Source organism: Sphingomonas sp. Xoc002, from assembly GCF_050408055.1.
GTDB lineage: Bacteria > Pseudomonadota > Alphaproteobacteria > Sphingomonadales > Sphingomonadaceae > Sphingomonas > Sphingomonas yabuuchiae.
This window is the reverse complement of record NZ_CP191175.1, coordinates 428,367-446,940: the sequence shown is the minus strand read 5'-3', so window position 1 is coordinate 446,940 and position 18,574 is coordinate 428,367. Positions and strand designations below refer to the sequence as shown.

The window sequence follows — 18,574 nt, the reverse complement described above, 5'->3', positions numbered from 1 at the left end:
GTCCCCTTTCTTGGTTGTCACTACGGACAGCGCAAACCCACTATCGGAGCGTTGGTTTCCACGCAAGCGAACAAAAGCCCCCGACTGTGGCATTAAAAGCACAGATTTCCGGTCAGCCAGAGGCCACCAGACCATGGTCGCGAAGCGCCACAATGATCGCGTTCAGGGCCAAACGCGCTTCGGAATCAATGACTTGTCCACCGGATGGCAGGGCGATGCCAGGTCGTTGCGCGCCAACAACTTTTTTTCCCTCGATCACCAGCAACCGGGCGGCGACACGGCCCAGCCGCCACTGATTTCCATCCCATTCGCAGCGGCAGTCATCGGCCCGGCTCCACACCGACAATCCTACCCGCGGAACCAGGAATCGCCAGCCGCCATCGGTCCAGCCTGCCATCATTCCGGCACGGCCCGTCCAGATATCGTCCGGCCGGTCGCCGACGATCCAGGCCTGGCCGGGCAGCGGAGCGGCGGGCGGCGCATTCACGCCGACCGCCTCGACGCAAGGCTGCACGACCAGGTCGAGCAGGCTCAGCGCCTCGTTGTGGGTCAGTTCCTTCTGCGCCTGTCCCGCCGCCAGCATCGGCAACATCCAGCGCGGTGTGTCGTTTGTCGTCATCATCCCTCCCCCACGATTCCGACCAGCGGCGCGGATGCACCCCAGGTCCCGATCTGCCGGATCGCCACTCGCGTTCCGTCCGCCACCGTGCCGCTCCACATGGGTGCGGTCAGTTCCCCGACCCGGTCGCCGATGGTGATGCGATAGCGCTCCGTCTCCTCGCCCAGCGGCGCATCCACCCGGTCCAGCCAGCGCCAGCCGATCCGGCTCCGCCGCGTCCAACCGATGGTGACGCGCCCGTCCGCACCGCGCCGACACCGCCAGCCGACCGGCAAAGGCGGCAGGACCGACAGACCCGTCACCGCGGCGGCGGTCTGGACGCCCTCGACCGGGTCGCCCCGGCCGTGCGCCAGGAAACGCACGCTGCGGCCCAGCATCTCGACCGGCACGTCCCATGTCCGCACCGAACCAGGCGCGATCAGGACGAAGGATGCGCCGGGCGCCGCCCGCCCGATCATCGCCTCGGTTCCACGAAGCCCGCGCCGCAAGCCGCTCAATCGCCAGCGCTTGTCACCCAGCGGTCGTGCCTGGGCGAACTGGATCAGTTCGCCGTCGATCCAGGCGAGGTTGGCGCCCGCATCCAGCGCGGCGTCATCGGCATCCGCCAGATCCTCGGCCAGTTGCACGTCGAACCTTCCCCGACGATCGACCAGGGCGCCGCCGCCGCCGGGCGTCACCGCGCTGACCACCCCGATGATGCCGGGCAGCGCCGTCGGGCCGAGCGCCGTCCAGCTGGCGCCGTCGTCGAGGCTATAGGCCAGTTCCGCCTGTCGCCAGCCGGGGCCGCCCGCCGCCACCACCGACAGGCGCGGCGCCGAGAGCAGCTCGTCGGTCAGCGGTGGTGCCTCGAACGCGATCAGCCGGGTCGTGCCGGTCACCCGATCCGCCGCCCGTGCGATCCGGCCGGGCGAGGCAGGCAGGATCGGCCCGCCCTGCCCCAGCGGCACGCAGGTCAGTCGGACCGCCATGGCCTCCCACGCCGCCTCGATCACGCGCCAGCGCCCCGCCTCACCCTCGATCCGCACGATGCCGCCCGGCATGACGGTCAGCGCCTCGGGACCCAGCGTCACGATACGCCGCACCCGCTCCACGTCGTGGCGCGCCAGCCGGTCCTGCGCCAGCGTACGCGCGGTCGGGGCGTCGAGCGCGGCGGCCAGTTCGACTCGCTCGTCCCGCACGCCACCGGGGCGGCGTGCGCGCTGCACCCCGATCTGATAATCGCGCGCCGGATCGTAATGGGCGACCGTGACGCTGGCGGGGACCACATTTTCGCCCGCCATCTCGCGCACGCCGCGACGGCCGGGTCCCTCCGCGCCCATGCCCTCGTCGCGGATGACCGTCCCGGCCCCGGCACCCGGCACGGTCAGCCGTACGCCCGCCCCCTCGGCGACCCATTGCCCGCCGCTCATGTCGGCCAGCATCTCCAGCACCGCGCGCACGCTGCCGCCGCTCGCCGCAAAGCCCGCCACGTTCATCCCCGCATCGCCGGGCCGCACCACGGGCGACAGCGCCCGCGCGATCCCGTCACAGGAAACGGAACCGGAATCGGCCTCCACCTCGAAGGTCAGTTGCGGGATACGGTTGCCGAACTCGGCCAGTGCCAACCCCTCGAACACCGAATAGGCGACACCGCGAAAGGCCGACGCGCGTGCGCCCTCGATCGAGGCGATCAGCGGGTCGACGGTCTGGTCCTCGGTGCCGGGATGGAGGCGAAAGCCGGTCGCGACCTTGAAGTCCCCCGCGCTCCCGCGCAGCAACCGGCCATCGGCCCAGATCCGCCCGACCCGCCGGATCGCCCGCCCCGACAAGGCGACCGCGAAGTTGGCGGAGTAGCTGTAGCTTTCCGTACCCGGCCGCCCCTTGCCGCCGCCGGTCACGCCCCGTGCCTCGACCAGATCGGTCGCCCAGATCACCGGCCCGGCGACGCGCATCGTGCCGAAGACGGCTGGCATCTGCGTGCCATAGGTCGATGTCTGCACCGACAGTTCGGCCAGACGCGGGCCTTGCCTGCGCGGCGGGCCCAGCACCGCATGATCGACCCGATTGCCGATCAGCGCGCCGATCGCGCCGCCCACCGGCCCCAGCAGCGCACGTCCCACCGTGCCCAAGACCAAGGTCGCCATTACCCCTCCCCCTTCCAACATCCCAGCACCGGCCAGGGCGGCACACCCGGCCGCCAGGCGACACGACGCAGCGCCGCATCGGCATGGACGATCCCGTCGCTCACCCGGATCGCCAGATGAAGCTGCCCCGGCCCGGCCTGCATCAGCAGCACCGCGCCCGGCTCATCCCCGCAGCGCTCGAACACGGCATCGAGCAGCGCCGCCACCCGCCCCTCGTCGCCGCTGCGCCAGCCATAACCGGTCGGCGCCTCCCGCCCCGTCGCCAGCGCGACCAGCCCCACGCAATCCAGCCCATGCGCCGGGTCGCGCCCGTGCAGCCGGAACCGCACGCCGACCAGCGCCCGCGCCGCCGCCTCCACGCCGTTCATGCGCCGGGATAGCGGGTGAGCAGGTCGATGCCGGGCAGGAACGGCTCGCCGCGAAAATTCACGACATTGCCGAAGCGCGACAGGCAGGTTTCGAGCCGCTTGTCACACCCCTCGACCAGTTCGATCAGCGCGCCCGGTTCGACCGCAAAGGCCGGTGCGGCGGACAGCCACAGCCGATTCCCCTCGGACCGCGCGACCATGGCCTCCAGTCCGGCATTGTCGCCGCCGAACCAGATCAGCCGCCCCTGGCCATAGGCGTTGGCGACCGGCTCGGCGGCGTCGAGGGTCAGCACGACTTCGCCGTCCCAGGCCGCAACCCGCACGAACCGCCGCCGCCCCGCCATCGCCACACGGCACCGCCGGTCGCCCAGCGAGGCGCGGCAATCGGGCGAGGTTTCCTCCGCCACCGGCCGGTCGAGCGATGCCGCCACCCCGCGCAATTCGGCGGTGAAGCCGCCTTCGCCAAGTTGGACCGCGCCGATCGTTCCCTGTCCCAGCGGCACGGGCGCTGCCTCGCCGGTCCAGTCGACCGCGATCGCCGCCACGCTCGCCCCGTCCCAGCGGCCGCTCAGCAGATCGCGCTCGCCGATCGCCGCGCTGGTCAGCGCCCCCGATGCCTCCATCAGATCGGGGGCGAGGCCATCGCCGCGCAGGATCGCACTGGGCGTCAGGCCGGGCGCAGCGCGATGGCGCAGCCCCTCGATCCACAGGTCATGGTCATGGCCCGTCAGCCCGATCGTCACCCCGTCGCGCCGGTCGATCCGCCAGCACAACACCCATGTCGTCAGCGTGTCGGCGCTCATGCCTCCCGCACCTCGACCAGCGGGACCGACGCCGCCGCGCCCGCGCGGAACCCGGCCAGCGTCGCGCTCAGCCGATCCTCGGCAAAGCGGACAGGCACGTCGAAGAGGAAACTGGCGGTGATCGCCGCGCCCTTGGCAGGCGCGGTGTCGAAGAGCAGCCAGCCGCCCGGCTCCAGCCCGAACCCGGTGACGGCGAGGCCCGCGACCTTCACGGCGACACTGCCCGCCACCGGCCGGGTGATGCGGCGCGACTGGTCGCCATAATGACGGACCAGCGCGAAGCGGCGGGTGGTGCCGTCGCCGATGCCGATCGCTTCGTCGGTGCCGCTGCTGTCGAAGGGATCGCGGAGGCGGAAGCCCCGCGCCGGTCCCATCCGCGCCCGGAAAAAGCCGAGCAGCGTGGCAATGTCCTCGGCCGAGCGAATGCCGGGTCCGACATCATAGGTCGTCCGCGCCTCCGCCCAGGCCGCATTGCGTGCCTCGCGCCCGCCCGCGCTGGTCAGGATCGCGGTGGAGAAGCCCGGCGTCACCTCCGCCTCGCGCCCCAGCGCCAGCGGGAACAGCACATCGTCGAAAGCCTGCACCTCGTCCTCCTCCCCTTCCCAGCACACAAATCCGTCGCGCATCACCTGCGGCATCGCCCACAGGTACGTCGCGGCGACGCCCCGCTCGCGCGCCACCTGCGCCGCGTCGGCGATGCGGCCCCATTGGTCCTGCTGATCCCCCCGCAGCACGAAGCCCGCCAGGTAATGCTGGCGCGCAGGCGGATAGCCGAGCCGTGCCTCGGCCAGCGCGACGCCCTTTCGGGTCGAGGCGGTGTCGCCCGCCGTCACCCAGTCATAATCCTCAAGCTGCAGCACATCGAAGGCGGGGCTCGCCCAGCCGATCGGCATGTTGGCGCGGCTAGCCTCGGGCGCGAGCAGATCGAGCACGGTCGGCAGATAGGTGAGCAGGTGCGTGACGCAGCCCGGCGCCGCCGCCTTCGCCGCCGCGCACAACGCCGCCGTCGAGGCCGCAAGACACGCCCCCGCGCGGTCCAGCGTGTCGCGCTGCGCCTGGCTCTTCGCACCCGCGATGCTTGCCATCGGCACCGGCGCGAAGGCCACCACCGCCGCCGCATCGTACAGGCATGGCGCACCGTCCGAGGGACGCACCCACCACCAGGGTTCACCGACCTGGAATTGCGGGGCGAGCCCAGCGGCTTGGCCGATCGCCAGGAACGCCCGCGCCACCGCCTGAAGATAGGCCATCGCGCCGGAATGTGCCGGGCTGAGCAGGGTCGAGGGCGGCGCCCAGCCGGTCAGCGCGGGCGCGCCATCGGCAGAGCGCTGTTTCCAGTCGCCCCAGCAATGCGCGTCGAACAGCTCATAGGACAGCGACCAGATCAGGTCGTATCCTAACGCCTTGGCCTCGCCCGCGAAACCCCGATGCCATGCCGCACAGGCCATGTTCAGCGCGCCGCCGATCAGACTGGCGTAAAGCCCGTCCCCGCTGCGTTCGAGCCGGAAATAATGGCTCATGCCGACATAATGGACGATGCCGCCGCGATAGCCGAGATGCAGCATGTTGCGCAGCAAACGCTGCGGCGTCAGGTGATAGCTGTCGTCATAACCGCTGGCGACGCGGAACCCCTGTTCGGGCATGACGCCTGCCCCGACCCCGATCACCGCGCCCGGTCCGTCACAGGCGATGCCGGTCAACTCCACCCAGCCCTCGCGCGGCTGCGCCAGCAGGGTCGCGCCCGCATCATAATCGGGTGCGACCAAAGAGACGAACATGCGGTCGACATCGCCCGCCCAGACGGGATCGCGATCCTCCGGAAACCGGAACCCGCCCGCGAGGTCCGCGAAGTCGATCACGATCTCCGCATCCTCCGGCGTGCCGGTCGCGTAATTCCACAGCCGGACATACCAGGCACGGGCCTTGCCGCTCTCGTCGCGCCCCTCGATGGTCAGCGTCGGCCCATGCCGCGCATCCAGCGGCTTGATCCCGCCCGAGCGCCAGCGGAACCGCAACCGGCAATCGCGATAATCGCGCACCGTGTCGTAGCGCAGCAGCGGATGGTCGTGCCGGTCGGCCGATTCCCAGATCAGCCCCGCCAGATCGTCGGCACGATAGAATATCGCGTCGATCCGCAGCGCGTCCGGTGCGGTCGCGACCACCGCTGCCATCATCGGGCGCGGAAAATCGACCGTCCAGTAACGCGGGTCGAAGCGCGACAGCGTGTCGCTCCGCTGGTCGCGGCGTTCGCTATGCAGGCACCATTGCATCGTTCATCCCCCAAATCCGGCCCCTCCACCACCGGGCAGACGCCCGGCGGTCCCCCTCCCCAAGCGCAGCTTGGGGAGGAATGGGTCTCTCAAATCCTCCCCATCTCCGATGGGGAGGGGGACCGCGCCCGAAGGGCGTGGTGGAGGGGCACGGCCCTCAATCCTCCGCCAGCGCCGCCCTGACCGCCCGCGCCACCTGTCGGCTGGAGCGTTGCAGCACGCCCGCCGCCTCGCCCGCCCCGGCGTTGATCGTGATCGCCACCCGCACATCGCGCGGGGAACCACCGGGGCGCAGCGTCTCGACCCGTCCGCTGCTCGTCGGCACGAACACCTCCGGCCCGCGCTCACCGACCAGATAGGGGCGGTCGGGCGAAACCGGCCCACCGGTCGCCCGCCCCGGCAGACCCGAGGCGAGGCCGCCCAGCAGGCTGAGCAACCCGCCATCGTTGAGTGTGCCCACGCCCTGTTTCAGCGCCAGGCGCGCGATCTGGTCGAGCACCGACAGCGCGGTCGCCTTCAGTTCCTCGAAGCCGAACTTGCCGGTCCGCGCGGCGCGCAGCAGCGCCCCCTCGACCGAGCGCGCGCCGATCTCCGCCGCGTCGGCCAGCCCGCGCGACAGTTCGGCCCGCATCGACCCCATGTCCGCCATGAAGCCCCGCATATCGATGCGGGGTGCGAAATCCTGCTCATCCATCCGGATACATCTCCCGCAAGCGGGCGAGGGTGGCGGGCGAGGGCGGATCACCGCCGTCCGCCCCGCCCGTCATCGCCGCCACGATTCCCTGAAGCTCGGCCGGGGTGGCGCGCCAGAAGCGGTCGGGCGACCAGCCCAGCACCGCGCCCGCCATCCCCGCCAGCCGCGCCGCCGCTTCGGCGAAGGTCATCGGCCGCCCAGTATCTGGCGCAGCAATTGCCGCAGCACGGGCGCCAGCGCCGCCAGCCCCAGATCGACCAGCGCCTCGCCCAGCTGTTCGCGGCTCAGCCCCTCGGGCACCTCGCGCAGGCAATGCCAGATCAGCGCCGCCGCCTCGCCCAGCGAGAGTTTACCCTCGCCCGCCCGCTCGACCAGTTCGAACAGCGGCCCCAGCTCGCCCTCCGCCGCGACCAGTGCCTGAAAGCTCGGCCGTACCACCAGCTCGCTGCCGCCGACCCGAACGCTCGCCTCGCCGCGCATCGGATTCGCGCTCATGCCGACACCACCGGGCCGGAGCTTTCCAGTGCCAGCGTGTAGGTCCGCTCGCCGCCGAAATCGCCCGAGTAATCCAACCGCGTGACTAGGAACCGTCCGGTCATCGACCCGCCGCTCTCGAAGCTCAGCCGATAGGTCTCGATCGTGCCTGCCAGCGCATGGCCGCGCATTCGCGCCTCCGCCGTCGATCCGGTGAAGACGCCCGCGCCCGCCACGCTGACATGCCGCACGCCCGCGCCCGACAGCAATTCGCGCCAACCGCCCGAATCCTTGCTGGTCACCACCACCGTCTCGCCATTGATCGACAGCTGGGTGGTGCGCAGCCCCGCCATCGTGGCGAAGGCGGGCGGTTCGGCCCCGTCGCCGATCTTGAGCAGAAAGGCGCTTCCCTTTTCGATTGCCATGTCCTGTCCCCCCTATTGTCCCGTGCGCCACAGCCGGGCGCGCCATTCGACGCTCGCGGTCCAGCGCGCGCCCGTCTTCGCCATGCGGTCGCGGTCACGCTCAACCCCGCCACCCGCCACCCGTCCGCCAGTTCCACCGGCAGACCGATCGCCTCCACCGCCTGGACGCAGGCGCGCAACCGCCGGGGCTGCTCGCCCTCATCGTTCAGGGTCAGCGCGATGCGCAGCTCGCGCCCCTCGATTCCCGCCGCGCCCCAATCGCTATCGCTCGGCTCGCCCAGCACGGCGTGCGGCACGCTCGCCCGCACCGGCACCGCATCGAACAGGGCCACCCCCAGCGGCACGAGCGCGGGACGGAGCGCGGTCATCAGCCCGGCGCGCAACGCCTCGCGCGCGGTCATGCCCGCCTCGGCCCGTCGAGCCGCATCCACCGATAGGGCCGCCAGAGTGCGGCGACGGCGGCGGGCGGCACGGCGGCGGCATCGCGATTGTCGAACAGATGCGCCCCCATGATCGCCACGCCATGTGCGATCTCGGGCGGCAGGCTGTCCCAAGCCTCGGCTAGGCCTGCACGATAGCGCACCGTTGCGGCCTCCCGCGTGCGAACCCAGCCGCGCCCGTCGCGGTCGATCGCGTTTTCTCCGCCGGACAGGATCGTCACGACCGGCGTCGCCGCCAGCGCCTGCCACGCCACCGATCCCGGCAGCGGCTCTTCGACTAACCGTCGAATCAGCATCTGCCCGCAAAAGGATTCGGCCAGCCCCAGCGCGACGCCCGCGACGCGCTCAACCAGCGCCGCTTCATTACCCTCTTCCAGCCGCAGCAACGCGCGCACCGCGCCCGCCGCCGCCGTCACGGTCGCAAGGGGCATGGCCTCCTTCGTCCCGCTCATCATGAATTCTCCTTCACCGATACAAGTTGCGACAGGCTCGACACACGGGCGTCACAGTTGGCGCGCAGAGAGTCCGACAGCCGCTGCCCGCCTCCCCCTTGGGCACCGGCCATGCCGACCCCGCGCCCCCCGGCCGGTTCGGCATCCTCCCTGAACTACGGGGCAGCCCTTTGTCGGCTGCCCCGATTTTTCGAGGGCTTAGGCCGTCGCGAACTTCATCAGCTTGATCGCCTCCGAGTCGCTGACGCAGCCGCCGACTCGGCGCGTGGCGTAGAAGGTGACGAACGGCTTGTTGCTGTACGGATCGCGCAGGATCGCGGTCTCGGCGCGCTCGGTGATCAGATACCCCGCCTGGAAATTGCCGAAGGCGATGGCACAGGCATCCTGTGCGACGTCGGGCATGTCCTCCGCCTCGATCACCGGATAGCCGAGCAACGTGGCGGGCTGGCCCGCCGCCAGCCCAGGTGCCCAGATAAATGCGCCATCGGTCGTCTTCAGCTTGCGGATGCTGGTCGCCGTCGCCGCATTCATCACGAAGCAAGCGCCCTGGCGATACGGCGCCCGGAGCAACTGGGCCAGATCGAGCAGCCGCTCCTCCGGCTTGGCCCCGAACGCGCCCGGCGCGCCGCTGGCCAGATATTGGAGCGTACCGAAGGGGCGCACGCCGTCCTTGGCGGTGGCGATGGGGTTGGTCAGGAAACCCCTGGGCCGGTTGACGCCCGAACCATTGACGAAGGCCTGCCCCTCCGCGCGGCCGAACTCGGTCGCGATCTCGCTGGCCAGCCAGCCTTCGACATCGAAGGCCGCATCGTCGAGCATCGCCTGGCTGGCCGAGGGATTGGCGTAGAGCTCGCCCATCGGCGGCGCGAGTTCGACGAAGCTGGGCGTCGCCGTTTCGGGCCGCGCCGCCGTCTCGCTCGCCCAGCCCGAAGGCGTGCCGCCGGTCGTCACCAGCTTGCGATAACCCGCCGAGCCGACCGTCACGACATTGGCGATACTGCGGATCGGCGAGACGTTGCGCAGCACCGATCCGATCGCCGCGTCGATCTCGCGCGGCACGGCGAAACCGCCGCTGTCGCCGGTGGTGCCGGTAAAGGCCTTCAGCTCGACGGTGGCGCCGCTGCGCACATAGCCGTCGAACGCGCCGTTCGTCTTGGTGCCTGCGCCGTCCAGCACGGGTCGTTCGATCACGTCCATATCAGTCCCCCTTGGTCAAAATGTGAGTCACGCGGGCGAGCGGCTGCATCGGCACCGTCACCAGGCTGATCTCGATGAGTTCGGCCGACAGGATGGCGCGGGCCGCGCCCTGGTGGACGACGCGCGGCCGGTATCCGACCGACAGCCCCGCCACCGCGCCCGAGCGGACCAGCGCGGCGAGTGCCGGGTCGTCGACCACGCCCTCGACCGCCAGGCCGCTATCGTCCTCGGCCAGCGCGGTGATACGCCCCATCGCCTCGCCCCGATGCTGCCAGAGCAGCGGTACGTCACCCGCGCCCGCAAAGGCCCCGCGCCGCATGACGTCGCCCGCCCGGTCCATCCGATCCCAGATCGCGGCATAGCCGGTAAAGGAGAGGCTCATTTCAGCCAGTCCTCCATCCCCAGGCGCATCGCGATCCCCGCCAGCAGCAGCGCCCCGAGCAGTCGGGTCAGCCAGCCGACCGCGCTCTTCCACACCGACGACTTGGCTTCGCGCCACGCGGTCAGCAGTTCGCGCAATTCGGCGACATCCCCCGCGGCGTCGGCATCGGCGAGGCCCAGCCGGGTGAGCGCCCGCGTTGCGCCCAGCTCCCCTGCTTCCTCCGCCACCGCGCGCAGCGTCACCAGGTCCGCACCGCTGTCCGCCGCCTGCGCCAACAGCCGCGCCAGAACGTCCCCGCTCATGACAGGCCGACCATCTGGCGCTTCTCCGCCGGATCGAGGAAATCGGCGCTTGCCGCCATGGCCCAAAGCATCTGGCGTTCCTCGGCCAGCGCGGTGACGCGGTTGATGTCGACCGACAGGCTCGCTCCTTCGAACCAGCCCGCCAGTCCCTGCGACAGGCCGCTCAGGATTCCGCCCGCCAGCGGCAGGATCGCCTGTCGCCACAAGGCACGGTTCGCCTCGCGATAATTGGCATAGGTGTTGTCGCCGGGCAGGCCGAGCAGCATCGGCGGCACGCCGAAGGCCAGCGCGATCTCGCGCGCCGCCGACGACTTGGCCGCGATGAAGTCCAGCTCGGCCGGAGTCAGGCTCATCGCCTGCCACTTCAGCCCGCCCTCCAGCAGCAACGGACGCCCCGCATTGCCGCTGCCCGCAAAGCCCTCCATCTCGGCGCGCAACCGCTCGAACTGGTCGGGCGTCAGCGTCGAACCGTCACCCGGATCATAGACCAAAGCCCCTGACGGCCGCGCCGCATTGTCGAGCAGCGCCCGATTCCACACGGCGGCCGCATTGTGGATCGCGATCGCCCCCGCCGCCGCGCCCAGACAGCCCAGCCCGTAATGATCGTCGAGCGGGTGGCAGCTTTTCAGATGCACCACCGACGGCTTCACCGGATCGACCGGCAAGGTCGTCACGCGACCGCCCGCGCGGTAGAGATAGGCGGCGGGCCAGCCGCTGGCGTCCAGCTCCATCGCGACCCGTTCGGGGCGCAGCGCGAACAGCTCGGCCACTTCGCCATCGGCGTCGCGCAGGATCTGCACATAGGCATTGCCGTGCAGCAGCATGTGCGTCGCCACCGTTTCCAGCAGCGCCTGCCCCTCGCTGCGCGCCGCGACCAAAGCGACCAGTTCGGGATGCGAAGCAGTCAGCGGCGCATCGGCCAGTCCGCCCGCGACCATCCGCACCGCACGCTGCGCCACCGGATTGCGTAAGTAACCCTCGCGCACCTGCGTTTCATAGGACGGCGCGGCACCGGTCAACGGCACCCCCGACCGCGCCAAACCCAGCCCGAGCAAAGGACGCGCGGCCCCCCGCCCGGTCTTGCGACCGAACATCCTCATGATCGAACTCCTCGAAAACCATTCCTCCCCTGCAAGGGGAGGGGGACCAGCGAAGCTGGTGGAGGGGTGTCACCGCCCGCGAGGACGGCCTTACCTCTCCGACCGGGACACCCCTCCGTCAGGCCTGCGGCCTGCCACCTCCCCTTGCACGGGAGGAAAGGATGCCCTCACAAATTCCGTATGCCCGGGGCCCCTCGCCCCGACAGCATCAGCTCGGTCAGCGCCCAGACCAGCGCATCCGCCCGGTCCGGCGAGCGGCCCGGCCCGTCATAGGCCCCCGCCACCCCCAGCCCGCACAGCTCGTCCTCCAGCGCGGGGAAGCCTCGCGAATGCCATACCCGCCCCTGCGCATAGAGAAACGACACCGGCTCCGCCCGCGCGGCCTTTCCGATCGAGGCGTACACCAGATGCACCGGCAGGATCGGATCGGCGAGCCGCAGCACGCTTTCCACCATGTCGCCGCCCTGGTTGCGCTCGGCCACCACCCGGTCCGCGCGGTTGCGCCGGGCACAGCCCGCCACCCGCGCGGCCCAGCCCTCCGGCGAGAGCCCGGCCTCGCTGGCGTCCTCCAGCACATAGCCATGCCCGTCGCGCCCCAGCCCGACCGCCACGATCCCGCAGGCATCGCCGCTGCTGGTCGCGGGCGGATCGACGCCGACCACGACCCGGTCGAGCACGGGCACCGTCTTGGCCCGCTGCCGGTCGAGCAGCGCACGGGTCCACAAGGCCCCCTCGCGGTCGTCGACCATCTCGCCGTCCAGTTCCTGCCGCCCCAGCCGCGTGTCGCCATATTGCGCCAGCATCGCGTCCTGAAAACTGTCGGGCAGATGCGCATTGTCGCTGGTCCGCCCGATCGTCTCGACGCAATCGGGCAGCGCCATGACCTTGCGCATCAAGGGCGTCGCGCGCGGCGTGGTCGTGACCAGCACGCGCGGCCGCTCGCCAAGCCGGAGCGTCATCATCAGATTGTCCCATCCGGCCTCCCCCTTCCACTTGCCCAGTTCGTCGCACCAAGCGGCATGATGCTGCGGCCCGCGCAGCGCCTCGGGCGCGGCGGCCGAATAGGCGAAGCCGATCGCGCCGGATGCGAAATGCACCTGGCCTAGGCTTCCGATCCATTTGGGCGTCTCGCCCTTGCGCGCCACCGCCAGCAGTCCGCTTTCGCCGCGCACCATCACCCGCTCGACATCGCGCAGGGTCGCGCCCATCAGCGCGATCCGCGCCCCCGGTTGCTCGCGGGCCAGCGCACTCACCCACTCCGCCCCCGCACGCGTCTTGCCGAAACCACGCCCGGCGCGGATCAGCCACGCCCGCCAGTCGCCCGGCGGCGCCACCTGTCCGTCATGCGCCCATAATTCCCATCGCTCGACCAGTTCGCGCTTCTGCGCAGGGCTCAGCGCGGCCAGCGCCTGTTCGCGCGCGCGCGGCTCCAGCATCGCCAGCGTGGCGAGCCGCGTTGCCGCATCCTGTCCCGCCATCACGCCATCCCCTTCAACCGCCGACGCGCCAGCCCATCGAGCGCGCGTTCCAGCGCCGCATCGGTTTCCGCCGCGTCGGCCCGTGCCGCTTCGCTCGCCCCGTCACCGGCCTTGGCCAGCGCATCGCGGCGGCTGAGCAGCTTCAGATAGAATTGTACCTCGGTGGCGCTGAGCGGTGGGGTGATGGAGAGGCCGGTGGTCCCCGCACCGGCCTCTCCGCCCTCCTCCCCGTCCTCGGCCGCCAACAGGGTCAGCATCCGGCGCAGCAGCCCTTCCTCGACCAGCGCGTGCGCCGCACCGATCGCTTCGTCCCAGGCCTCGCCAAAGGCCCGGTCGCGCGCCCGCAAGGTGCGTGCAGCCCGCAGCGTCTCTCCCACCGCGCGTGCCGCCGCCCCCGCATCGGCGCTGACCGCCAGCGCCGCCAGGAATTGCCGTCGCCGCGCCAGCGTCCACCGCGCGGCCTCCCCCGTTCCGGCCATCCCCGCTCCCCCCGAAACACCGAGCGCGAACCCGACCGCTTCCCCGGTCGCATCCGCCCCTCGATGTTCCTGTTATGTACCTATGGCGGCCGGGTTTGTATCCAACAAACGAACCAGATGGGTTTGACGCACAAAAGCGGCTTGCCAGACGCCAAGCGCATCGGCATTAGGCGGGGCTTCCCGAGAGGGGGCGATTAGCTCAGTTGGTAGAGCGTCTCGTTTACACCGAGAATGTCGGCGGTTCGAGCCCGTCATCGCCCACCATTCCCGACATTCATTCAAGCGCGCCTCCCCGGCGAAGGCCGGGGCCCAGATGCCATGCGTGCGGTGGAGCGCCGATGCGCCGAGAGATTTTGTTCGCGCGGAGGCGCGAAGAACGCGGAGGTGTCTCGCCTGGGGCCGCTCCCTACCCCTCTCCACCAATGATGAGGGAGTGGTGCCGCAGCCAATCGGACGCCCTCTCTGCGTCCTCCGCGCCTCCGCGCGAACAAAATCTCTTTACGCCTTTAGCCGCGACGGAGTGGCAACTGGACCCCGGCCTTCGCCGGGGTGGTCTTGGTCATTGGCTGGCCCGCGATCAGGCCAGCTTCCAGTACGTCGCGTAACGCTCGTGCGCGATGCGGTGGTACGGGACCAGTCGCACCTTCTGGCCGTCCGCCGCCGGGATGGTGAACTCCAGCGGTTTGCCGGTCGCGCTGATCGACTTCGCCAGGGCATCCGGCTCACCCGATAGCGTCGGGGCCTGGAAAGGCGTGTCGTTATACTTGCCGTACTTCCGCTCGCTGACGATGATGTCCGCCCCCGGAGTTAGCCCTTCGCGACCCAGTGCGCCCGCCAGCACCATCGGGCCATAGGTGAAGGCGACGATCTCGGGCGTGGCGGGGGCGCTCTCGACAGCGGGTTCCATGACCAGGCGCCATTCGACCGTGTCGCCGGTCTTCCACGTCCGGGTCAGTTCCGCATAGCTTCCCGGCTTGTCCGACCGCTGCACTTCCGCGCCGTTGACCAGCAGGGTCGCGGTGCGGCTCCATTTCGGGTGGCGCAGCTTCAGAGTCAGCTCGGTCGGCTGGCGCAGTTTCCAGCGGAACTGGGTGTTGGCCGCCTCGGGGAAGTTCGTCGCCTGGGTCAGCGACGCCCCCTTGTCGGCCCAGGTCACGGTCGAGGGAATGAACAGGTTCACGTACAGCGCACGGTCGTCATGGAAGTAGATCGAGTCGCGATACTTCACATGATTTTCCATGCCCGTACCGGTGCAGCACCAGAAGCTGTCCTCGGGGGTGTGATAGAGCTTCATGTACCCCGGCCGCGCACCCTGGAAATAGGTCGCCATGCCCGAGTCCGGGTCCTGCGAGGCGAGGATGCCGTTGTAGAGCGTCCGCTCGTAATAATCGGCATAGTCCGCCTGCGGGTCGCGCAGGAACAGCGCGCGGGTCAGCTTCAGCATATTGTGCTGGCAGCATGTCTCCGATCCCTTGGCCGAGAAGACGTGCTTGTCGAAGTCCGCCATGGCAAAGAAATGCTCGCCATCGCCATGCCCGCCGGTGGCGAAGGCGCGGGTATGCGCGACCGTCCGCCAGAAAAAGGCAGCGGCGTTGTGATAGGCGTCATCGCCATTCGCCTCATAGACGCGCTGGAAACCGATGATCTTCGGGATCTGGGTGTTGGCGTGCATCCCGTCGAGATAGTCGCGGCCCTGGCCCAGCGGCTTCATCACCGCCTTTTGCGAGAAGCGTTCGGCGAGGCGGCGATAGTCGTCCTTGCCGGTCATGAAATACAGATCGGCATACACCTCGTTCATGCCGCCATATTCGGTCTCCAGCATCGTCTCGAACTGCGCATCCGACAGCGGCTTGGTGGCGACGACGCCCCAATCGGCCAGCCGGATCAGCACCGGCCGCGCCGCCTCGCTCCCCGCCAGCTGCACCGCATCGCGCAGGCCCGCATAGACCTTGTGCAGCGTGTACCAGGGCACACCGGTGATCGGTTCGCCGCGCAGATGCGCCGCGACCAGTGCGGGCCCCTTCGGAAAGGCGCAGACCAGGCCGGTGCCCGCCGCCTGCTGACACGCGGCCAGTTCGTTCGCGATATAGTCGATGCGCTGCCGGTAGCGCTTGTCCTTGGTCGCGCGGTACGCCAGCGCACAGGCGGAGAGATAATGGCCCAGCGTATGGCCATGGCAGTTGATATCGGCCCACTGCGCCTCCGACTCCCAGCCGCCATAGACCGGCGCCTTGGGCTTCAATCCGGCATTGGTGCGGAAGTTCGCGAGCATCCGGTCGGGCTGCAGGCGCATCAGATACGCCTCGGTCATCTTCTGCGCATGGAGGAAGGGGCTGTCCGCCAGCGTGACGTCGGCCATGTCGAAGGGCTGCACCGCATTGGCAGGCATGGGGGCCGCCATAGATGCCATCGGCTTGGGGCCGTTCTGCGCCCAGGCCGAAGCGGGCATCACCGCCCCCCATCCGGTCGCCAACGCAGCAGTGCTGGCCGTGGCAAGGACTTGACGCCGCGACGGGGCGGGACAGCATGAAGGCACCGATCTTCTCCGACTAATCATATTTTTCGCCAGTGTGCGTTGCACGGCCCGAATCCGCAAATGTTTTCGGACCGGCTGGCAAAAGGGAATATCGGAGGCGGCCGGACCCGGTTTATTTGTCCGACAGGTGAGTTTCCGCTCAGCCGGTCCGGCGGAACAGCAATCGCTCGAAGCCCCAGTGCAAAAGCGCCCCGATTGCGACGCCCAGCATGACCTCCTGCGCCCGTGCCAGCGCGGCGGTCAGGATCGTGCCCCCCGGCGGCACGGTCAGCAGGACGATGACCGAGGTCCACATGCACACCCGCAATTCGGTGCGAATCCGCGCAATGGCGGCGGTGACGCCGACCGCCACCGCCAGCATCGCGACCGCCCCGGCATCGGGCATGGCAAAGGCGACGAGCAGCGCCACCGCCACCCCGATCAGCGTCGCGACGATCCGCCAGGTGAGCGAGCGATGCGTGTCGCCCAGCCGGTCCTGTGAGACGACGAGCGCGGAGACGCTCGCCCAGACCGGATGGTCGAGGTGCAGCCGGTCGGCGATGCTGAGCGCCAGCACCGCCGCGCCGGTACAGCGCGCGACAAAGGCGATGGTGCGCACCGTCTCCTCGCGCGAGACATGCGCCGTCACCCAGTCGCGCAGGAGCGGCGGCGGCGTCACCGGAACAGGTTGGCCCGCGCCAGTTCCAGCACCTCGTCGCCGCGCCCGCTCAGGACCGCGCGCGCCGCATAGAGGCTGAACCCCTTGATCTGCTCGGCCTGGATCTTGGGCGGCATGATGAGTTCCTGCGTCTCGGTCACGACATCGACCAGTGCTGGGCCGTCATGCGCGAACGCCTCGCGCAACGCGCCCTCCAGCGCATCCGAGCGGGTGACTCGCACCCCGAAATAACCCATTTCGCGCGCGATCGCGCCGAAGTCCGGGTTCTGGAGCGACACATTGTCGTCGACATAGCCCGCCGCCTTCTGCTCCAGCGCGACGAAACCCAAAGTCGAGTTGTTGAAGACGACGATCTTGACCGGCAGCTTCATCTGCACGGCGGTCAGCATGTCGCCCATCAACATGGTCAGTCCGCCGTCCCCCGACATCGACACGACCTGTCGCCCCGGATAGGCCCCCTGCACGCCCAGCGCCTGCGGCAGGGCGTTGGCCATCGAGCCATGGTTGAACGAGCCGATGATCCGACGCCGACCGTTCATCGTCAGATAGCGCGCCGCCCAGACGGCGGGCGTGCCGACATCGGCGGTAAAGACGGCATCCTCATCGGCGAGCCGGTCGATGGTGCGCGCGACGAATTGCGGATGCAACGGCTTGTCGCCGTCGCGCGGGGTGGCGAGATCGTCCAGTCCCTTGCGCGCGTCGCGGTAATGCGCGCGTGCCTTGTCCAGGAAACGCCCGTCGCGCTCGCCCGCGATCAGCGGGAGCAGGCCGCGCGCCACCTCGGCCACGTCGCCGACCACGCCCAGGTCCAGCGGCACCCGCCGCCCCAATGCGCCCGGGTCGCGATCGACCTGCACCACCTTCGCCTTTTCGGGATAGAAGTTGCGATAGGGGAAGTCGGTGCCCAGCATCAGCAGCGTGTCGCACTCCATCATCGCGTGATAGCCCGACGAAAAGCCGATCAGCCCGGTCATGCCGACATCATAGGGGTTGTCGTATTCGATCCATTCCTTGCCCCGGTATGCATGGACGATCGGGGCCTTAAGCGCTTCGGCCAGCGCCACGACCTCGGCATGGGCACCCGCCGTGCCCGCGCCGCACAGCAATGTCACCGCCTTCGACCCGTTGAGCAGGTCGGCAATCTTGCCCAGTTCCACCTGCGGCGGCACGAGGCGCGGCGTGGCCAGCGGCGGAAAGGCGACGCTGCGCGTCTCGGGCGCAGGCTTCAGCGCGACATCGCCGGGGATGACCAGCACCGCCACGCCGCGTTTGCCGATGGCGGTGCGGATCGCGCGGTGGAGCAGTTCGGGCATCTGGCGCGGGTCCTGCACCATCTCGCAGAAATGGCTGCACTCGCGGAACAGCTCGGTCGGATGCGTTTCCTGGAAATAGTTCAGGCCGATCTCGCTCGACGGGATATGCGCCGCGATCGCCAGCACCGGCACATGGTTGCGGTGGCAGTCGAACAGGCCGTTGATCAGATGGAGATTGCCCGGCCCGCAGCTGCCCGCACAGACCGCCAGCCTGTCGGTCGCCGCCGCTTCCGCCCCCGCCGCAAAGGCGCCCGCTTCCTCGTTGCGGACATGCATCCACTGGATCTTGCCCGACTTGCGGAGCGAATCGTTGAACGCGTTCAGGCTGTCGCCCGTCACGCCCCAGATCCGCTCCACGCCCGCCTCGACCAGCGTGCGGTTCAAAAGATCGGCGATCGTCTCGGCCATGGTTCGTCTTTCCCTTGCTGTGGACGGGGCCGGTGCCCGTCATGCTGCAAGAG

20 protein-coding genes and 1 tRNA gene are annotated in these 18,574 nt (G+C 69.7%); 1 reads left to right on the top strand and 20 read right to left on the bottom strand.

All coding sequences use genetic code 11. The features are described 5' to 3' along the window. Window positions 1-112: 112 nt before the first annotated feature. The 17 genes from ACQR50_RS02195 to ACQR50_RS02115 form a co-directional block, all read right to left on the bottom strand. Complete coding sequence (locus ACQR50_RS02195) at window positions 113-622, bottom strand: DUF2793 domain-containing protein (protein ID WP_428969638.1); 510 nt, start codon at window positions 620-622, stop codon at window positions 113-115. Further along, window positions 619-2,742, bottom strand: coding sequence for a phage tail protein (locus ACQR50_RS02190; RefSeq protein ID WP_428969637.1), 2,124 nt, complete (start codon window positions 2,740-2,742; stop codon window positions 619-621). The genes ACQR50_RS02195 and ACQR50_RS02190 overlap by 4 nt, the downstream gene beginning before the upstream one ends. Then, the gene (locus ACQR50_RS02185; RefSeq protein WP_428969636.1) at window positions 2,742-3,110 is read right to left on the bottom strand and encodes a peptidoglycan endopeptidase; all 369 of its coding nucleotides are present in this window, start codon (window positions 3,108-3,110) and stop codon (window positions 2,742-2,744) included. The genes ACQR50_RS02190 and ACQR50_RS02185 overlap by 1 nt, the downstream gene beginning before the upstream one ends. Continuing rightward, window positions 3,107-3,913: a DUF2163 domain-containing protein gene (locus ACQR50_RS02180; RefSeq protein ID WP_428969635.1), complete on the bottom strand. Its 807-nt coding sequence runs from the start codon at window positions 3,911-3,913 to the stop codon at window positions 3,107-3,109. Before ACQR50_RS02180 ends, ACQR50_RS02185 begins: the two co-directional genes overlap by 4 nt. After that, the gene (locus ACQR50_RS02175; protein ID WP_428969634.1) at window positions 3,910-6,183 is read right to left on the bottom strand and encodes a DUF2460 domain-containing protein; all 2,274 of its coding nucleotides are present in this window, start codon (window positions 6,181-6,183) and stop codon (window positions 3,910-3,912) included. The genes ACQR50_RS02180 and ACQR50_RS02175 overlap by 4 nt, the downstream gene beginning before the upstream one ends. A gap of 157 nt (window positions 6,184-6,340) precedes the next feature. Next, entirely contained in the window at window positions 6,341-6,877 is a 537-nt protein-coding gene (locus ACQR50_RS02170; protein ID WP_428969633.1) for a tail tape measure protein, read from the bottom strand. Beyond that, a complete protein-coding gene (locus ACQR50_RS02165; RefSeq protein ID WP_428969632.1) occupies window positions 6,870-7,067 on the bottom strand; it encodes a phage tail assembly chaperone in 198 nt (65 codons plus the stop codon). Before ACQR50_RS02165 ends, ACQR50_RS02170 begins: the two co-directional genes overlap by 8 nt. Beyond that, window positions 7,064-7,372, bottom strand: coding sequence for a gene transfer agent family protein (locus ACQR50_RS02160; protein WP_428969631.1), 309 nt, complete (start codon window positions 7,370-7,372; stop codon window positions 7,064-7,066). Before ACQR50_RS02160 ends, ACQR50_RS02165 begins: the two co-directional genes overlap by 4 nt. Beyond that, window positions 7,369-7,740 carry a phage major tail protein, TP901-1 family gene (locus tag ACQR50_RS02155; protein WP_428970623.1) on the bottom strand — a complete coding sequence of 124 codons (372 nt, stop codon included), beginning with the start codon at window positions 7,738-7,740 and terminating at the stop codon, window positions 7,369-7,371. The genes ACQR50_RS02160 and ACQR50_RS02155 overlap by 4 nt, the downstream gene beginning before the upstream one ends. Continuing rightward, on the bottom strand, window positions 7,650-8,144 hold the full coding sequence (gene gp17 / locus ACQR50_RS02150) for a tail completion protein gp17 (RefSeq protein WP_428970622.1): 495 nt from the start codon (window positions 8,142-8,144) through the stop codon (window positions 7,650-7,652). The genes ACQR50_RS02155 and gp17 overlap by 91 nt, the downstream gene beginning before the upstream one ends. A gap of 29 nt (window positions 8,145-8,173) precedes the next feature. Then, the gene (locus tag ACQR50_RS02145; RefSeq protein ID WP_428969630.1) at window positions 8,174-8,668 is read right to left on the bottom strand and encodes a hypothetical protein; all 495 of its coding nucleotides are present in this window, start codon (window positions 8,666-8,668) and stop codon (window positions 8,174-8,176) included. A 198-nt stretch (window positions 8,669-8,866) separates the two neighbouring features. Further along, on the bottom strand, window positions 8,867-9,865 hold the full coding sequence (locus ACQR50_RS02140) for a phage major capsid protein (RefSeq protein WP_428969629.1): 999 nt from the start codon (window positions 9,863-9,865) through the stop codon (window positions 8,867-8,869). Between the two features lies 1 nt (window position 9,866). Next, window positions 9,867-10,247 carry an HK97 family phage prohead protease gene (locus tag ACQR50_RS02135; protein WP_428969628.1) on the bottom strand — a complete coding sequence of 127 codons (381 nt, stop codon included), beginning with the start codon at window positions 10,245-10,247 and terminating at the stop codon, window positions 9,867-9,869. Continuing rightward, complete coding sequence (locus tag ACQR50_RS02130) at window positions 10,244-10,549, bottom strand: DUF6127 family protein (protein WP_058734548.1); 306 nt, start codon at window positions 10,547-10,549, stop codon at window positions 10,244-10,246. The genes ACQR50_RS02135 and ACQR50_RS02130 overlap by 4 nt, the downstream gene beginning before the upstream one ends. After that, a complete protein-coding gene (locus tag ACQR50_RS02125) occupies window positions 10,546-11,649 on the bottom strand; it encodes a phage portal protein (RefSeq protein ID WP_428969627.1) in 1,104 nt (367 codons plus the stop codon). Before ACQR50_RS02125 ends, ACQR50_RS02130 begins: the two co-directional genes overlap by 4 nt. Window positions 11,650-11,816: 167 nt before the next feature. After that, window positions 11,817-13,127, bottom strand: a complete 1,311-nt coding sequence (locus ACQR50_RS02120) for a DNA-packaging protein (protein WP_428970621.1) — start codon at window positions 13,125-13,127, stop codon at window positions 11,817-11,819. Beyond that, window positions 13,127-13,606, bottom strand: coding sequence for a hypothetical protein (locus ACQR50_RS02115; protein WP_428969626.1), 480 nt, complete (start codon window positions 13,604-13,606; stop codon window positions 13,127-13,129). Before ACQR50_RS02115 ends, ACQR50_RS02120 begins: the two co-directional genes overlap by 1 nt. Before the next feature lie 188 nt (window positions 13,607-13,794). On the opposite strand from ACQR50_RS02115, the gene ACQR50_RS02110 reads away from it, so the two are divergent. Next, a tRNA-Val gene (locus ACQR50_RS02110) sits at window positions 13,795-13,870 on the top strand. Window positions 13,871-14,183: 313 nt separating this feature from the next. On the opposite strand, the gene ACQR50_RS02105 is transcribed toward ACQR50_RS02110, so the two are convergent. From ACQR50_RS02105 to poxB, 3 genes are all read right to left on the bottom strand, one after another. Beyond that, entirely contained in the window at window positions 14,184-16,016 is a 1,833-nt protein-coding gene (locus tag ACQR50_RS02105) for a glycoside hydrolase family 127 protein (protein WP_428970620.1), read from the bottom strand. 265 nt (window positions 16,017-16,281) lie between these two features. After that, on the bottom strand, window positions 16,282-16,800 hold the full coding sequence (locus tag ACQR50_RS02100; protein ID WP_428969625.1) for an FUSC family protein: 519 nt from the start codon (window positions 16,798-16,800) through the stop codon (window positions 16,282-16,284). Then, on the bottom strand, window positions 16,797-18,521 hold the full coding sequence (gene poxB, locus ACQR50_RS02095) for a ubiquinone-dependent pyruvate dehydrogenase (protein ID WP_428969624.1): 1,725 nt from the start codon (window positions 18,519-18,521) through the stop codon (window positions 16,797-16,799). The genes ACQR50_RS02100 and poxB overlap by 4 nt, the downstream gene beginning before the upstream one ends. Between the last annotated feature and the right edge of the window lie 53 nt (window positions 18,522-18,574).

Bases quoted from the DNA above. Each gene is read 5' to 3' on its own strand.
- ACQR50_RS02130 (WP_058734548.1), bottom strand. From the start codon at position 10,549: ATGAGCGGGGACGTTCTGGCGCGGCTGTTGGCGCAGGCGGCGGACAGC.
- ACQR50_RS02160 (WP_428969631.1), bottom strand. From the start codon at position 7,372: ATGAGCGCGAATCCGATGCGCGGCGAGGCGAGCGTTCGGGTCGGCGGC.
- ACQR50_RS02135 (WP_428969628.1), bottom strand. From the start codon at position 10,247: ATGAGCCTCTCCTTTACCGGCTATGCCGCGATCTGGGATCGGATGGAC.
- ACQR50_RS02105 (WP_428970620.1), bottom strand. From the start codon at position 16,016: ATGGCATCTATGGCGGCCCCCATGCCTGCCAATGCGGTGCAGCCCTTC.
- gp17 (WP_428970622.1), bottom strand. From the start codon at position 8,144: ATGACCGCGCTCCGTCCCGCGCTCGTGCCGCTGGGGGTGGCCCTGTTC.
- ACQR50_RS02145 (WP_428969630.1), bottom strand. From the start codon at position 8,668: ATGAGCGGGACGAAGGAGGCCATGCCCCTTGCGACCGTGACGGCGGCG.
- ACQR50_RS02165 (WP_428969632.1), bottom strand. From the start codon at position 7,067: ATGACCTTCGCCGAAGCGGCGGCGCGGCTGGCGGGGATGGCGGGCGCG.
- ACQR50_RS02180 (WP_428969635.1), bottom strand. From the start codon at position 3,913: ATGAGCGCCGACACGCTGACGACATGGGTGTTGTGCTGGCGGATCGAC.
- ACQR50_RS02175 (WP_428969634.1), bottom strand. From the start codon at position 6,183: ATGCAATGGTGCCTGCATAGCGAACGCCGCGACCAGCGGAGCGACACG.
- poxB (WP_428969624.1), bottom strand. From the start codon at position 18,521: ATGGCCGAGACGATCGCCGATCTTTTGAACCGCACGCTGGTCGAGGCG.
- ACQR50_RS02185 (WP_428969636.1), bottom strand. From the start codon at position 3,110: ATGAACGGCGTGGAGGCGGCGGCGCGGGCGCTGGTCGGCGTGCGGTTC.
- ACQR50_RS02120 (WP_428970621.1), bottom strand. From the start codon at position 13,127: ATGGCGGGACAGGATGCGGCAACGCGGCTCGCCACGCTGGCGATGCTG.
- ACQR50_RS02170 (WP_428969633.1), bottom strand. From the start codon at position 6,877: ATGGATGAGCAGGATTTCGCACCCCGCATCGATATGCGGGGCTTCATG.
- ACQR50_RS02190 (WP_428969637.1), bottom strand. From the start codon at position 2,742: ATGGCGACCTTGGTCTTGGGCACGGTGGGACGTGCGCTGCTGGGGCCG.
- ACQR50_RS02195 (WP_428969638.1), bottom strand. From the start codon at position 622: ATGATGACGACAAACGACACACCGCGCTGGATGTTGCCGATGCTGGCG.
- ACQR50_RS02125 (WP_428969627.1), bottom strand. From the start codon at position 11,649: ATGAGGATGTTCGGTCGCAAGACCGGGCGGGGGGCCGCGCGTCCTTTG.
- ACQR50_RS02115 (WP_428969626.1), bottom strand. From the start codon at position 13,606: ATGGCCGGAACGGGGGAGGCCGCGCGGTGGACGCTGGCGCGGCGACGG.
- ACQR50_RS02140 (WP_428969629.1), bottom strand. From the start codon at position 9,865: ATGGACGTGATCGAACGACCCGTGCTGGACGGCGCAGGCACCAAGACG.